Annotated in this window: 1 protein-coding gene; it reads right to left on the minus strand. The window is 75.4% G+C overall.

Translation table 11 applies throughout. The features are described from left to right. Nucleotides 1–14 precede the first annotated feature (14 nt). The gene (locus ACFPLC_RS05370) at nt 15–17,141 is read right to left on the minus strand and encodes a type I polyketide synthase (RefSeq protein ID WP_378235713.1); all 17,127 of its coding nucleotides are present in this window, start codon (nt 17,139–17,141) and stop codon (nt 15–17) included. Nucleotides 17,142–17,283 lie beyond the last annotated feature (142 nt).

Here is a 17,283-nt window from a genome sequence, read left to right on the forward strand (position 1 = left end):
CCGTCTGAGGACATTCAGCCGAACTCCCTGTCGATGAAATCGAAGATCTCGTCGGTCGAGGCGCCGCTGAGGGCCTCGGCCGCGGAAGTGCCTTCGCCGGTGCGCCGCGTTCCGTTCCACGTCGACAGCAGGGCACGCAGCCGGGCGCCGATCCGGTCGTGCTCCTCGTGTTCGACCGAGCCGGCGGTGGCCGACAGCCGCTCCGCGAGCCGGTCGAGCTCGGCGTGCACGGCCGGCTCCCCGGCACCGGCCGGGCCGAGGTGCGGTGCCAGCTCGCCGAGCAGGTGCGCCGCGAGCGAAACCGGGGCCGGGTAGTCGAACAACGTCGTCGCCGGCAGCTTCAGCCCGGTGGCGCCGCTGAGCCGGTTGCGCAGCTCGACGGCGGTCAGCGAGTCGAACCCGATCTCCATGAACCCGCGTTCGGCGGGCACGGCCTCGTGCGGGGCGTACCCGAGCACCGCGGCGGCTTCGGCCAGCACCAGGTCGAGCACGGCCGGGCCGCGGTCCTTCTCCGGCAGCGACTCGAGCCGCTCGGCGAACGCGGGACCCCCGCTCGCGGCCCCCGACGCGGTGGGCCGCGCCGCGCCGCGGGCCGGGCGGACGAGCCCGCGCAGCGGCGCCGGTGCCGTCGCGCCCAGCCGGGCCGGGTCGAGCCGGATGGGCACGACCAGGGCGAGATCGAGCTGCCGTGCGTCGTCGAACGCCCGCAGGCCGTCGGCGACGTCGAACGGCTTCACCCCCGACGCCGCCATCCGCCGCACGTCGGCCGCACCGAGCTCGCCGGCCATCCCGCCGCCGGACCACGGGCCCCAGGCGAGCGAGGTGACGGTGCGGCCGGCCGCCCGGCGGTGCGCCGCGAGCGCGTCGAGGAACGCGTTGGCCGCGGCGTAGTTGCCCTGCCCGGCGTTGCCGAGGATCCCGGCGGCCGAGGAGAACAGCGCGAACAGCGCGAGGTCGTCGTAGGCGGTCAGCTCGTGCAGGTTGACCGCGGCGTCGACCTTGGGCCGCAGCACGTGTTCGAGGCGGTCGGCGTCGAGCGCGGTGAGCACGCCGTCGTCGACCACGCCCGCGGTGTGCACCACCCCGGTCAGCGGGTGTTCGGCGGGGACCCGGGCCAGCACGGCGGCCAGCTCGGCGCGGTCGGCCACGTCGCAGGCGGCGATCGTGACGTCGGCGCCGAGCCCGGTCAGCTCGGCGGCCAGCTCCGCCGCACCGGGTGCGCCGACACCGCGCCTGCTGAGCAGCAGCAGCCTCCGCGCGCCGTGTGCGGTGACCAGGTGCCGGGCCACGTGGGCGCCGAGGCCGCCGGTGCCGCCGGTGACCAGCACCGTGCCCGCCGGATCGAGCGGCGCGGGCAGGGTGAGCACCACCTTGCCGATGTGCTTGGCCTGGCTCATGTGCCGGAACGCCTCCGGTGCCCGGCGGATGTCCCACGACGTCACCGGAAGGGGCCGCAGCACGCCGCGTTCGACCAGGTCGACGGCCTGGGCGAGGATCTCGCCGATCCGGTCGGGACCCGCGTCGCCGAGGTCGAACGGGTGGTACCGCAGGCCGGGCCGTCCGTCGGCCCGGACGTCGGTCTTGCCCATCTCGACGAACCGGCCGCCGTCGGCCAGCAGGTCGAAGGAGGCGTCGACGAATTCGCCCGCGAGCGAGTTCAGCACGACGTCGACGCCGGTGCGGTTCGTCTTCCGGAACTTCTCGGCGAACTCCAGCGTGCGCGAGGAAGCGATGCGGTCGTCGGGGAGGCCGAGCTCGCGCAGCGCCCCCCACTTCCCGGGGCTGGCGGTGCCGAAGACCCGGGCGCCGAGGTGCCGGGCCAGCTGCGCCGCGGCCATGCCGACCCCGCCCGCCGCGGAGTGCACCAGCACCGACTCGCCCGGCCGCACCCCGGCGAGGTCGACGAGGGCGTAGTAGGCGGTGATGAACGCGATCGGCAGCGCCGCCGCGTCGGTGAACGACCAGCCGGCCGGCATCCGCACCACCATGCGGTGGTCGGCGACCACCAGCGGGCCGTACGCCCCGTGGAACATGCCGAGCACGCGGTCGCCGGGGACGAACCCGGTGACACCCGGGCCGACCTCCGCGATCACGCCGGCGCCCTCGAGCCCCATCGGGCCCGCCTCGCCCGGGTACATGCCGAGCGCGTTGAGGACGTCGCGGAAGTTCACGCCGGCCGCGCGCATCGAGATGCGCACCTCACCGGCGCGCAGGGGCGCGGCGGCCTCGGGCGCGGGCAACGGGCGGAGGTTGTCCAGCGTGCCCTTGCCGGTGCTGTCCAGCCGCCACGGCCTGCCGTCCGCCGGGGGTTCGAGGAGCCCGGTGCCGGCCCGTTCGAGGCGGGGCACGGACAGCTCGCCCGCGCGCACCGCCACCTGGGGCTCGCCGGAGGCGATCGCGGCGAACAACGCGGCGACGGAGGCTTCCTCGTCGTCGATGTCGATGACCACGAACCGGTCCGGGTGTTCGGCCTGCGCCGTGCGGAGCAGGCCCCACGCGGGGGCGAACGCCAGGTCCCGGATGCCCTCGCCGGGCAGCGCGGCGACCGCTCCCCTGGTGACGAAGGCGAGCTTCGCGCCGGCGAACCGGTCGTCGGCGAGCCAGTCGCGCACGAGGTCGAGCACCCCGCCGACGGCGGTCCGGACGTCGGCGGGAACGCGGCCGGTGGCGTGCCCGTTCAGCACGCACGGCACGAACACGAGGCCGGGGCGCGCGCCGCCGTCGATCGCCGCGGCGAGGTCGGCCAGGGTGCGGTGCGAGGTCGCCTCCGCCTCGGCACCCACCCGGCCCGCCAGCTTGAGCTGGTCGTCGCCGAGGACGACGCAGTCACGGACGCCGGCATCGGGTTCGGTGGCCGGCGGGTGCCAGGCGAGCCGGTACAGCAAGTCGAGCGGCCGGTGCCGGAGCTCGCTCGCCTCCACCGTGCGCAGCACGAGCGAGCCGATCGAGGCCACCGGGCGGCCGGCCGGGTCGGCCACGGCGAGGGAGAGCGATTCGGGGCCGGCCTTCGCCAGGCGGACCCGCAGGCTCGACGCGCCGCCCGCGTGCAGCGAGACCGCCGACCACGAGAACGGCAGCCGCCCGGTTCCGCCGTCGGCGAGCGGCAGGAAGACCAGGGCCTGCAGGGCCCCGTCGAGCAGCGCCGGGTGCAGGCCGAACGAGGCGGCGTCGCGCGCGGCCCGTTCGGGCAGCGCGACCTCGGCGTACACCTCGTCGCCGAGCCGCCACGCCGACGTCAGGCACTGGAAGCTCGGGCCGTACTGGGCGCCGGAGTCCTCGCCGCGGTCGTAGAAGCCGTCGAGGTCGATCGGTTCGGCGTCCCGCGGCGGCCAGTGCACCGGCCGCGTGTCCGGGGTGACGGCCCGCGGGACGAGCACGCCGGTGGCGTGCAGCGTCCACGGCGCGTCGTCGTCCGGTCGCGAGTGGACGGTGAGCTTGCGTGCCCCGTCGTCGTCCGGCTCGCCGACGACGACCTGGAGCCGGACGCTCCCGTCGCCGGGGAGCACGAGCGGCGCCGCGAGCGTCAGCTCCTCCACCTGGGCGCAGCCGACCTCGTCGCCCGCGCGCACGGCCAGTTCGAGGAAGGCCGTGCCGGGCAGCAGCGCGGTGCCGAGCATGACGTGGTCGGCGAGCCACGGGTGCGTCGCCACCGAGAGGCGGCCGGTGAACACGAGCCCGCCGGACTCGGCGAGCGGCACGGCCGCGCCGAGCAGCGGGTGCCGGGTCGCGGTCAGCCCGAGGCCGCTCGCGTCGAGCGAGCCCGCCGGTGCGTCGATCCAGTAGCGCTGGCGCTGGAAGGCGTAGGTGGGCAGGTCGACCCGCGCGGCACCGGAGAACAACGCCGCCCAGTCCACGTCCTGCCCGGCAACGTACAACGACGCCATCGCGGTCAGCAGGCTCTCTTCCTCCGCACGGTCCTTCCGCAACGCCGACACCAACGTGCCTTCAACGGACTCCGCCGCCATCGCGGTCAGAACACCATCCGGACCCAACTCCAGGAACCGGGTCACACCCTGCTCGGCCAAGTAGGTCACGCCGTCGTGGAAACGAACCGTTCCCCGCACATGCCGGACCCAATACTCCGGCGACGTCAGGTCTTCAGCCAGGGTCCCGGTCACATCGGACACGACTGGAATCGAAGGAGCTCGATAGGTAAGGGTTTCCGCGATCCGACGGAACTCTTCGAGCATCGGCTCCATCCGCGCCGAATGGAACGCATGGCTCACCGACAACCGACGAGTCTTCCGCCCTTCGAACTGCTCCACGACCGACTCGACCGCGTCCTCGTCACCCGAGAGCACCACCGACGAGGGGCCGTTCACCGCGGCGATCGACACACCCTCGACCAGCAGAGGAGTCACTTCAGCCTCGGTGGCCTGCACGGCCACCATCACCCCACCACTCGGCAGGGCCTGCATCAACCGGCCACGCGCCGCCACCAGAACACACGCGTCCTCCAACGAGAACACACCCGCAACATGGGCCGCCGCCAGCTCACCGATCGAATGCCCGACCAGGAAGTCCGGGGTCACACCCCACGACTCGACCAACCGGAACAAGCCGACCTCGACGGCGAACAACGCTGCCTGCGTGTACATCGTCTGGTTCAAGAGTTCGGCATCCTCGCCGAACATCACCTCACGCAAGCCGTCAACCTGCGCACACACCACATCGACCACATCGGCGAACACCGGGAACGACTCATACAGCTCCCGCCCGGCACCGAGCCGCTGCGCACCCTGACCGGAGAACAGGAACGCCGAACGACCACCCGACACCGTCCCCGGCACGACACCGGGAGCCGAGTCGCCGTTCGCCAGCGCGGCCAGACCGGTCAAGGCCCCGGCCCGGTCGGCCGCCAGCACCACCGCACGGTCCTCGAACACCGCACGCGACGACACGAGCGCCGCACCCAGCTGCGCCACCCCCAGGTCCGGACGACCGTCCACGAACGACAGCAACCGCGCCGCCTGCGCCCGCAGGGCGGCACCACCGCGGCCCGACACCACCAGCGGGACCACGCCGACGGCGGGCTCCGGCTCTATCGCCTCGGGCTCGCCGGGCGCCGGGGCCTCCTCGACGATCACGTGCGCGTTCGTCCCGCTGACCCCGAACGCGGAGATCCCGGCCCGGCGGGGGTGCCCGTTGCGCTGCCACGGCACCGGCTCGGTCAGCAGCTCGATGTCTCCGGCGCTCCAGTCGACCTGGGCCGACGGGGCGTCGACGTTCAGGGTGCGCGGCAGCACCTCGTTGCGGAGGGCCTGCACCATCTTGATCACGCCGGCCGCACCGGCGGCGGACTGCGTGTGCCCGATGTTCGACTTGACGGAACCGAGCCACAGCGGCCGGTCCCGGTCCTCGCCGTAGGTGGCCAGCAACGCCTGCGCCTCGATCGGGTCGCCGAGCGCGGTTCCGGTCCCGTGGCCTTCCACCGCGTCCACTTCGGACGGCTGCAGGCCGGCGTTCGCGAGCGCCTGGCGGATCACCCGCTGCTGCGAAGGGCCGTTCGGCGCGCTGAGCCCGTTGGAGGCGCCGTCGGAGTTCACCGCCGAACCCCGCACGACGGCGAGCACCGGGTAGCCCCGGCGCCGGGCTTCGGACAGCCGGGTCAGCAGCAGCATGCCGGCCCCCTCGCCCCAGCCGGTGCCGTCGGCGCCGTCGGCGAACGCCTTGATCCGGCCGTCCGCGGCGAGCCCGCCCTGCCGGCCGAACTCGGCGTAGGCGCCGGGGGTGACCATCACGCTCACCCCGCCGGCCAGTGCCATCGTGCATTCGCCCTGCCGCAGCGCCTGCGCGGCCAGGTGCAGCGCGACCAGCGACGAGGAGCACGCCGTGTCCACCGTGACAGCGGGGCCTTCCAGCCCGAACGTGTAGGCGATCCGGCCGGACGCGACCGCGCTCGACCCGCCGGTGAGCAGGTGCCCGCGCAGCTCCTCGGGAACCTCGCGCAGCCCGGCGCCGTAGTGCTGGCTGCCGCACCCGACGAAGACGCCGGTGGCGCTGTTCTGCACCGACAGCGGGTCGATCCCGGCCCGCTCGAACGCCTCCCACGCCGTCTCCAGCAGCAGCCGGTGCTGCGGGTCCATGGCGGTCGCTTCACGCGGCGAGATGCCGAAGAACGCCGGATCGAACTCGGCGGCGTCGTGGACGAACGCCCCGACCCGCGCGTAGTCCTTCGCCTTCGGGTCGTCGAGGCCGGCGAGGTCCCAGCCCCGGTCGGCCGGGAACTCGCCCAGCGCGTCCTCGCCGCGGAACACCAGGTCCCACAGGTCTTCGGGCGACCGGACGTCACCGGGGAACCGGCAGCTCATGCCGACGATCGCCATCGGCTCGTCCGAGGCGACCGCCACCACCGGCGCGGCCCGCTCGGCCGGCTCACCCGCGACGAGCTCGGCGAGGTGCTGCGCGAGCCGGGTCGCGGACGGGAAGTCGAACACCAGCGTGGTCGGCAGCCGCAGCCCGGTTTCGCCGGCGAGGCGGTTGCGCAGCTCGACGGCGGTGAGCGAGTCGAAGCCGAGCTCGCGGAACGCCCGATCGGCGTCGACCGCGTCCGCGCTCTCGAACCCGAGCACCGCGGCCGCCTGCGCACGGACGATCTCGAGCAGGGCCCGCCGTCGGTCCCCGGACGGCAGCCCGGCCAGCCGCGACGTGAGCGACGGACCGGCCGGGTCGTCGGCGGGCTCGGCGTCCCGCAGGGCGCGGACGGCCTCCGGCAGCTCGTCGAGCAGCGGCCGCCGTCGGGCGGCCGCGAAGCTCGGGGCGAACCGCCCCCAGTCGACGTCGGCGACGGCCAGGAACGTCTCGTCGTGCTCGATCGCCTGCGCCAGCGCGAGGACGGCGAGCTCGGGTGCCATCCCCCGCACCCCGCGCCGGCTCAGGTGCCGCTCCGCGACGTCGGTCGCGGCGAGGCCGTCGCCCGCCCACGCGCCCCACGCGACCGAGGTCGCGGTCAGCCCGTCGGCACGGCGGCGTTCGGCCAGCGCGTCGAGGAAGGCGTTGGCGGCGGCGTACGCGCCCTGCCCGCCACCGCCCCACACCCCGGCGTTGGAGGAGAACAGGACGAACGCGTCGAGTTCGGTGTCCGCGAGCAGTTCGTTCAGGTTGACGGCCCCGCGGACCTTGGCCGCGGTGACGCGGGCGAACTCCTCGGGCGTGGTGTCGGCGAGGGCGGCGACGCCGTCGACGCCCGCCGCGTGCAGCACCGCCCGCACCGGCTCGCCGCGCTCCGCCAGCTCACGCAGCAGCCCGGCGAGCCGGTCCCGGTCCGCGACGTCGCACGCCGCGATCGTCACCTCGGCGCCGAGCGCACGCAGCTCGGCGGCCAGCTCGGCCGCACCGGGGGCGGCTTCGCCCGCGCGCGAGGTCAGCACGAGGTGCCCGGCGCCCCGCCCGGCCAGCCAGCGGGCGACGTGCCCGCCGATCGCCCCGGTGCCGCCCGTGACGAGCACCGTGCCCCGCGGCGTCCAGTCCCGCACGGGGGCGGTGGCCGGCAACGGCGCCCGGACGAGCCGGCGGGCCAGGACACCGTGGTCCCGCACGGCGACCTGGTCCTCGCCGCCGGTGCCGGCCAGCACGGCGACCAGCCGGCGGGCCGCTCGCTCGTCGAACGTCCCGGGCAGGTCGACGAGCCCGCCCCACCGGTTCGGCTCTTCGAGGCCGAACACCCGGCCGAGGCCCCAGACCTGCGCCTGCGCGGGGGCGCGCGGCGGGTCCGACGGCCCGGTCGACACCGCGCCGCTCGTCACCAGCCACAGCGGCGCGGCGATGTCCACATCGGACAATGCTTGGATCAGCGCGAGCGTGGCCTGCGCGTCGAGGAACCCGAGGACGGCCGCCGGGTTCTTGCCGGAAAGCTCGCGCGTCAGGCCTTCCCTGTCAGCCGCGTCAGGCCGGAGGATCTCCGGTTCGGCGCCCGCGGCGGCGAGGGCCGCCACGATGCCCGTGACCGTCTCCCCGGCCATCTCTTCGCCGACGACCAGCAGCCACTCGCCGGAGAGCGCGGCTTCCTTCGCCGGAACGGGCTGCCACGCGATGCGGTAACGCCACTCCTCCACAGTGGACTTGTCCCGGCTGCGGCGCCGCCACGACGACAACGCGGGCAGCACCGGGCCGATTTCGTCCTCCGGCAGCGCCAGCTGACCGGCCAGTCCTTCGAGGTCCTCGCGGTCGACCGCGTCCCAGAACGCCGCGTCCACCGCGTCCTTCGCCGGGGCGGAACCGCGCTCGGGCGTGAGCCAGTACCGCTGCCGCTGGAACGCGTACGTCGGCAGGTCGACGACCCGCGGTTCGCAGGCGGCGAAGACGGCGTCCCAGTCCGGCGACACGCCTCGCACGTGCAGCTCGGCCAGCGAGGTGAGGAACCGCGCCTCGCCGCCCTCGCCGCGCCGCAGCGTGCCGACGACCACCGTCGGCTCGTCCGCGATCTCGTCGAGCGTCTCCTGGACGCCCATCGCCAGCACGGGGTGCGAGCTCACCTCGACGAACGCGGTGAACCCCTCGCCGGCGAGCACGCGGATCGCGGCTTCGAACCGGACGGGCTCGCGCAGGTTGGTGTACCAGTAGCGGCCGTCCACTGTGGTCCCGCCGGCCCACTCGCCGGTCACGGTCGAGAGGAACGGCACGCGCGGCTCGCGCGGCTCGATCGGGGCGAGGTCCGCCGCCAGCCGGTCCTCGATGGCCTCGACGTGCGGCGAGTGCGACGCGTAGTCGACCGCGATGACCTTGGCGCGGACCCCGTCCGCCACGCAGTCCGCGACCACGGTGGCCAGCGCGCCGGGGTCTCCGGACAGCACCACCGACGAGACGCCGTTGACCGCGGCGACGGCGACCCGCCCGCCGAGTGCGGCGATCCGCTTCCCGGCCTCCTCGGCCGGCAGCGCGACGGAGGCCATGCCACCGTGCCCCGAGAGGCACTCCGCGATGGCCTTGCTCCGCAGCACGACGACGCGCACGGCGTCCGCCAGCGACAACGCTCCGGACACGCAGGCGGCGGCGATCTCGCCCTGCGAGTGCCCGACCACGGCGTCCGGGTGGATGCCGCGCGATTCCCAGAGCGCGGCCAGCGACACCATCACCGCGAACGACACCGGCTGCACCACGTCGACCCGCTCCAGCAGCGCGGCGTCGGTCAGCGCGTCGGGCAGCGACCAGTCGACCAGCTCGCCGAACGCGGCGGCGCACTCCGCCATCCGCGCCGCGAACACCGGCGACGAGCCGAGCAGCTCCGCCGCCATGCCCACCCACTGGGCGCCCTGGCCGGGGAACACGAAAGCCACCCGGCCCTTGACGTCCGCGACCCCGCGGACCGCGCCGGCGCCGGTCAGGGCCGCCGCCAGGTCCGCGGCCGCCGAACCCACCGCCACCGCCCGGTGTTCGAACGACGACCGCGACGAGACGAGCGAGTAGCCGACGTCGGCCGGACGCTCCGGCACCGAGCTCACGTGCGCGGCCAGCCGGGCCGCCTGCTCGGACAGCGCCGCCGCGGACCGCGCCGACAGCACCCAAGGCACCACCGGCGCATCCGGCAGCTCGCGTGCCGGGCGCTCGACGGCCTCCGGTGCCTGTTCGAGCACCACGTGCGCGTTGGTGCCGCTCATCCCGAACGACGACACGGCGGCCCGCCGGGGCCGCTCCCCGGACGGCCACGACCGCGGTTCGGTCAGCAGCCGCACCTCGCCGGCGGCCCAGTCCACGTGCGGCGAGGGCTCCTCGGCGTGCAGCGTGCGCGGCAACAGCTCGTGGCGGAGCGAAAGCACCATCTTGATGACGCCGGTGATCCCGGCGGCGGCCTGGCCGTGGCCGACGTTGGACTTGCCCGACCCGAGCCACACCGGCCGGTCCCGGTCCTGCCCGTAGGTCGCGAGCAGCGCCTGCGCTTCGATCGGGTCGCCCAGCGGCGTCCCGGTCCCGTGCGCCTCGACGGCGTCCACATCGGACGGTCCGAGGCCCGCGTCGGCCAGCGCCGCCCGGATCACCCGCTGCTGCGAAGGACCGTTGGGCGCCGTGAGGCCGTTCGAGGCGCCGTCCTGGTTCACCGCCGAGCCCCGGACCACGGCCAGCACCGGGTGCCCGTGGCGGCGGGCGTCCGACAGCCGCTCGACGAGCACCATCCCGGCGCCCTCGGCCAGCCCCATGCCGTCGGCCTGCGCGGAGAACGCCTTGCACCGGCCGTCGGCGGCGAGCCCGCGCTGGCGGCTGAAGCCGACGAAGCCGATCGGGTCGGCCATCACCGCCGCGCCCCCGGCCAGCGCGAGCGTGCACTCGCCGCCGCGCAACGCGCGGATCGCGAGGTGCAGCGCCACGAGCGACGACGAGCACGCCGTGTCGACGGTGAGCGCGGGACCTTCCAGGCCCAGCGCGTAGGCGATCCGGCCGGACACCACGCTCGTCGACGAACCGGTGACGAGGTGGCCCTGTGCCTCGGCGGCCACGCCGTCGGAAGTGGCGCCGAAACCCTGGTGGGACGCGCCGATGAAGACGCCGGTGGCCGAGCCGCGCAGGGAGGCCGGGTCGATCCGCGACCGCTCCAGCGTCTCCCACGCGCCCTCGAGCAGCAGCCGCTGCTGCGGATCCATCACCGCGGCTTCGCGCGGCGAGATGCCGAAGAAGGCCGGATCGAATTCGGCCGCGTCACGCAGGAACCCGCCGTCCCGCGCGTAGGTCGTGCCCGCCGCCGTGTCGTCGGCGGCGAAGAGCCGGTCGAGGTCCCAGCCGCGGTCGGCCGGGAAGCCGGAGATCACGTCGCCGCCGTCGAGCAGCAGCTGCCAGAAGTCCTCCGGGCTGCGGACGCCGCCGGGCAGGTGGCAGGCCATCCCGACGATCGCGATGGGCTCGTCGGCGACCCGGGCGGGGGCCGCGGCTTCGGCGGGCGCGGGCTCCTCGCCGAGCAGCTCCGCGAGCAGGTGGCCGGCGAGCACCGCCGGGGTGGGGTAGTCGAAGACGAGCGTGGCGGTCAGCTTGAGGCCGGTCGCCGCGGTCAGCCGGTTGCGCAGCTCGACCGCGGTCAGCGAGTCGAAGCCGAGGTCGCGGAACGGGCGCTCCGCCTCGATCAGCGTGCCCGCCCGGTGCCCGAGCACGGCGGAGGCCTCGGCTTGAACGAGCTCCACCAGCGTCCGGATCCGGTCCGCCTCGCCGAGCCGGGCGAGGCGGCGGTGCAACGCCGGCTCGCCGGCCGAGCTCCCGGCCGCGGCCCGCCGGGCCGTCGTCCGGACCAGGCCGCGCAGCAGCCACGGCAGCGAGCCGGCCCGCGCCTGCTCCCGCAGCGCCGCCCGGTCCAGGCGGATCGGCACCTGGACCGCCTCGTCGAGCAGCCGCGCGCGGTCGAACAGCGCCAGCCCCTCCGTTGTGGACAGTGGCGCCATACCGATGCGGCGCAGCCGCGCCACGTCGGCGTCGGTGAGGTGCGCGGTCATCCCGCTGCGCTGCTCCCAGAAACCCCACGCCAGCGCGACGGCGGGCAGGCCGCTCGCCCGGCGGTGCTGCGCGAGCGCGTCGAGGAAGCTGTTGGCGGCCGCGTAGTTGCCCTGGCCCGCGTCACCGAAGATGCCGGCGCCCGCGGAGAACAGCACGAACTCCGCGAGGTCGAGGTCCCGGGTCAGCTCGTGCAGGTGCCACGCGGCGTCCACCTTGGGCCGCAGCACCGCGTCCAGCCGTTCCGGCGTCAGCGACTCGACGACGCCGTCGTCGAGGACACCGGCGAGGTGCACCACCGCGGTCAGCGGGTGCGCCGCCGGGATCCGCGCGAGCACGCTCGCCAGCTCCTCGCGGTTCGCCGCGTCGCAGGCGGCGATGTCGACTTCGGCACCGAGGCCGGTGAGCTCGGCGCGCAGCTCGGCCGCACCCGGTGCGTCCTCACCGCGCCGACCGAGCAGCAGCAGCCGCCGCGTGCCGGTGGCGGCCAGGTGGCGGGCGACCTCCGCGCCGAGGGTGCCCGTGCCGCCGGTGAGCAGCACGGTGCCGTCCGCCGGGCGGGACCGGGGAACGGTCAGCACGACCTTCCCGACGTGGCGGGCCTGGCTGACGAACCGGTAGGCCTCGGGCGCGCGCCGCACGTCCCACGGGCGCGACGGCAGCGGCTGCAGCGCGCCTTCGGCGGACAGCCGCAGCACCTCGGTCAGGATCTCCCGGACGCGCTCCGGCGCCGCCTCCACCGCGTCGAACGCCCGGTACCAGACGCCGGTGGCGGCGGCGATCCCCTCGGCGTCACGGATGTCGGTCTTGCCCATCTCCACGAACCGGCCGCCGTCGCGCAGGAGGCCCAGCGAGGCGTCGACGAACTCGCCGGCCAGGGAGTTCAGCACGAGGTCGAAGCCGCCCTCGCCGGCGAACCGCTCGGCGAAGCGCAGGTCCCGCGACGACGCGAGACGCGTGTCGTCGAGGCCCAGCTCGCGCAGCGCGGGCCACTTGGCCTCGCTCGCCGTGCCGAAGACGTCCGCACCGAAGTGGCGGGCGAGCTGGACGGCGGCCATGCCGACGCCGCCGGCCGCGGCGTGCACGAGGACGCGCTGCCCCGCCGCGATCCGGCCGAGGTCGACGAGGCCGTAGTAGGCGGTCAGGAACACCACGGGCACGCCGGCCGCCCGCTCGAACGTCCAGCCGTCCGGCACCGGCACGAGCAGCCGGTGGTCGGTGACCGCGACGGTCGCGATGGAGTTCCCGCGGAAGATGCCGGTCACCCGGTCGCCGGGCGCGAGCCCGGTGACCGGGTGACCGGCGCCGACCTCGGTCACCACGCCGGCCGCCTCACTGCCCATCACGGCGTCGTCGCCGGGGTACATCCCGAGGGCGATGAGGACGTCGCGGAAGTTCAGGCCCGCGGCCCGGACCTCGACGCGGACCTCGTCGTGGCCGAGCGGGGCGTCCGTCGCCGTCAGCAGCGCGAGGCCGTCGAGCGCGCCCTTCTTCGCGGTGCCGAGCCGCCACGCGCCGTGCTCCGGCGGCACCAGCGCCGGGTGCTGCGCCGGCAGCTTCGCCAGCCGCGCCGCGCACACCTGGCCGCCGGTGACGGCCAGCTGCGGCTCGCCCGAACGCAGCGCGCCGAACAGCCCGTCGGGCAGCGCGCCGGACGTCGCTGCGGCGCCGAGGTCGAGCAGCACGACCCGGCCGGGGTGTTCGGAGGCGGCGGACCGGAGCAGGCCCCAGGCCGCCGCGGCGGCGAGGTCGGTCACCGGCCCGTCCGGCGTGCCGACCGCGCCGCGGGTGACGACCACGAGCCGCGCGCCCGCGAACCGCTCGTCCGCGAGCCAGCGCTGGACGACCGCGAGCACCCGCCGCGTCGCCGCCCGCGTGGCCTCGGCCAGGTCTCCCGGGCCGTCGGTGGTTCCGGAGTGCGGCAGGAACACCAGCTCGGGAACCTCGCCGTCGAAGGCGTCGAGGTCGGGGTACACGTCGGCGGGCAGGCTCGCCGGAACGATGCCCGCGGGGTCGTCGCCGAGCACCGCGCAGCGTGGCGTCTCGTGCCCCGGCTCGCCGGCCGGGACCCAGTCGACGAAGTACAGCGAGTCGTGGCCGCGGTCCGTGGCGCCCTCCGGTGCGGCGAACGGCCGCAGCGCGAGCGATTCGACGCTCGCCACCGGTTCGCCGAGCGGGTCGGCCAGCGCGATCGACACCGACCCGGCGCCGGACGGCGTCAGCCGGACCCGCAGCGCGGTGGCCCCGCTCGCGTGCAGCCGGACGCCGTTCCAGGAGAACGGCAGCAGCGGCGAGCCGGAGTCGTCGAAGGCGCCCGTGAAGCCGATGGCGTGCAGCGCCGCGTCGAGCAGCGCCGGGTGCAGGCCGAACGCGGCCGCGTCCTGGCGGGCCTGCTCGGGCAGTTCGACCTCGGCGAGCACCTCGTCGCCGAGCCGCCACGCCGTGCGCAGGCCGCGGAACACCGGGCCGTAGCCGTAGCCACGCTCGCCGAGCGTCTCGTACGGCTCGCCGAGATCGAGCGCCACGGCGCCCTCCGGCGGCCAGGACCCCGCCGCGGAACCCGGCACCCCCGCGTCCGGTTCGAGCACGCCGGTCGCGTGCCGCGTCCACGGCACGCCGTCGTCGGCGTCCTCGGGCCGCGAGTGGATGACGAGCGAGCGCGCACCGTCGCCGTCGGCCGGGCCGAGGGCGAGCTGGAGCACCACCGCGCCGTTCTCCGGCACCGGCAGGGCCGCTTCCAGAGTGAGCTCCCGGACCACGCCGCAGGCGACCTGGTCACCGGCGCGGACCGCCAGTTCGAGGAACGCCGTGCCGGGCAGCAGCACCGTGCCGCCGACCCGGTGGTCGAGCAGCCACGGGTGCGTGCGCGGGGACAGCCGTCCGGTCAGCACGACCTGGTCGGACTCGGCGAGCGTCATCACCGCGCCCAGCAGCGGGTGCTCCGGCGAGCGGAGGCCGGCACCGGACACGTCACCGGTCGCCGCGGCGCTCTCCAGCCAGTAGCGCTCGCCGCCGAAGGCGTACGTCGGCAGCTTCACCGTGCGGGCACCCGAATCCGCGAACGGCGCGAGCCGGTCCGGTTCGAGGACGCCGACCTGGGTTTCGGCCACCGAGAGCAGGAACCGGCCGAGTCCGCCGTCGTCGCGGCGCAGCGACCCGACGGCGATCGCGTCGGCGCCGCGCTCCTCGATGGTCTCCTGGATGCCCGTCGTGAGCACCGGGTGCGGGCTCACCTCGACGAACGCGTCGCGGCCCTCGTCGAGCAGAGCGCGCACCGCCTCGTCGAACCGCACGGTGCCGCGCAGGTTGGTGTACCAGTACTCGGCGTCCAGCTCGCGCGTGTCCAGCCAGCCGGCGGTCACGGTCGAGTAGAACGGGATCCGGCCGGCGCGCGGCTCGATCGGCGCCAGCTCGGCGAGCAGGCGCTCGCGCAGCGACTCGACGTGCGCCGAGTGCGACGCGTAGTCGACGGGAATGCGTTTGGCGCGCACGCCTTCGGCCCGGCAGGCGGCGATCAGCTCGTCGAGCGCGCCGGGTTCGCCGGCCACCGCGACCGCGCTCGGCCCGTTGACGGCCGCCACGGAAAGCCGGTCGGCGAACGGCGCGAGCAGCTCACGGACCCGCTCGACGGGAGCCGCCACCGAGGCCATCCCGCCCCGGCCCGCCAGTTCCGCGGCGATGGCGATGCTGCGCAGCGCCACCACACGGGCGGCGTCCTCCAGCGACAGCGCACCGGCCACGCAGGCCGCGGCGATCTCGCCCTGCGAGTGCCCGACGACCGCGGACGGGCGAATCCCGTTGGCCCGCCACAGTTCCGCGAGCGACACCATCATCGCGAACAGCGCCGGCTGCACGACGTCGACCCGGTCGAGGCCCGGCGCGCCGTCTTCGCCGCGCAGCACGGCGGTCAGCGACCAGTCGACGAACGGCGCCAAGGCCCGCTCGCAGTCGGCGATCCGCTCGGCGAAGCGGGGCTCGGTGTCGAGCAGCTCCACCGCCATCCCGGCCCACTGCGCGCCCTGGCCGGGGAAGACCAGGACCGCGCGGCCCTCGGCCCGCGCGGTGCCGACGCGCAGGTGGGCGGCGGACTCGCCGTCGGCGAGCGCCCGCAGCCCCGCGATCAGCTCCCCGGCGTCCGAGCCGACGACGGCGCCCCGCCTCGGCAGTGCGGCCCGCGTGCTCGCCAGCGAGAACCCGATGTCGAGCGGGCTCGGCGCGCCGTCGGCTTCGACCGCGGACAGCAGCCGCGCGGCCTGGGCCCGGAGCGCGTCGTCGTCGTGGCCCGACAGCAGCCAGGTCACCGGTCCCGGCCGCGCGGCCGGTGCGGCTTCCTCGGCCTCTTCCGGCTCCGGCGCCTGTTCGAGGATCACGTGCGCGTTGGTGCCGCTCGCGCCGAAGGCCGACACCGCCGAACGCCGCGGGCCGTCGCCCTCCGGCCACGGCGTCCGCTCGGTCAGCAACCGGACCGTGCCCGGCGACCAGTCGACGTGCGGGCTCGGCGCGTCGACGTGCAGCGTGCGCGGCAGGCTGCCGTACCGCATCGCCAGCACCATCTTGATCACCCCGACCACGCCCGCGGCGGCCTGGGTGTGGCCGATGTTGGACTTGATCGTGCCCAGCCACAGCGGTTGCCCGGCCGAGCGCCCGGCGCCGTAGGTGGCCAGCAGCGCCTGCGCTTCAATCGGGTCGCCGAGGGTGGTCCCGGTGCCGTGCGCTTCGACCGCGTCGACGTCCGCGGGAGCCAGCCGGGCGTCGGCGAGCGCGTCCTGGATGACCCGCTGCTGCGACGGTCCGTTCGGCGCGGTGAGCCCGTTCGACGCCCCATCGGAGTTCACCGCGCTGCCGCGCACGACGGCGAGCACCGGGTGGCCGTTCTTCCGGGCGTCGGACAACCGCTCGAGGACGAGCACGCCGACGGCCTCGCTCCAGCCGGTGCCGTCGGCGCCGGCCGCGAAGGCCCGGCACCGGCCGTCGGCGGAGAGCCCGCGCTGCCTGCTGAACTCCACAAAGGACTGTGGCGTGGCCATCACCGTCGCCCCGGCGGAGACCGCCATCGAGCACTCGCCCGCGCGCAGCGCACGCACCGCGAGGTGCAGGGCGACGAGCGCCGAGGAACACATCGTGTCGACGGTGACCGCGGGGCCCTCGAGCCCGAAGCTGTAGGCGAGCCGCCCGGACAGCACCGCGGTGCAGCTGCCGGTGAGCAGGTGCCCCTCGATGCCCTCGGCGGCGGCGATCGGACCGGAACCGTAGCCCTGGTTGCTGGCGCCGACGAAGACGCCGGACCGGCTGCCGCGCAACGAGGACGGGTCGATCCCGCCGCGCTCGAACGCCTCCCAGGCGAGCTCGAGCAGCAGCCGCTGCTGCGGGTCCATGGCCGTCGCCTCGCGCGGCGAGATGCCGAAGAACCCGGCGTCGAACGTGCCCGCGTCCTCGAGGAAGCCGCCCGAGCGGGTGTAGGTGTGCCCGGCGCGGTCCGGGTCCGGGTCGTAGAGCGCGTCGGCGTCCCAGCCGCGGTCGGCCGGGAACTCGCCGATCACGTCACGCTCGTCGACGAGCAGGCGCCACGCGTCCTCCGGGGTACGCACCCCGCCGGGGAGCCGGCAGCTCATCGAGATGATCGCGATCGGCTCGCTGTCCCGGGCCTCGGCCGCGCGCAGCCGCTGCCGGGTCTCGCGCAGGTCGGCCGTGACGCGCTTGAGGTAGTCGCGAAGTTTCTGCTCGGTGTCCATGGCGATGTCAGCTCCTCGAGAAGTCGGCCGGGCGGTGCCGGCGAGCCGACCGATGTCTTCACAGTGCCGGGTCGCCGCCGGGCGGACGAGGTCGGCGGGGAAGATCTAGGTGGACCACTAACTCCCGCCCGTCCGCAGCCGG

This window comes from Amycolatopsis plumensis (assembly GCF_042652605.1).
Lineage (GTDB): Bacteria > Actinomycetota > Actinomycetes > Mycobacteriales > Pseudonocardiaceae > Amycolatopsis > Amycolatopsis plumensis.

Excerpts from the sequence above, each read along its gene's own strand:
- ACFPLC_RS05370 (WP_378235713.1), bottom strand. The coding sequence starts at position 17,141 with ATGGACACCGAGCAGAAACTTCGCGACTACCTCAAGCGCGTCACGGCC.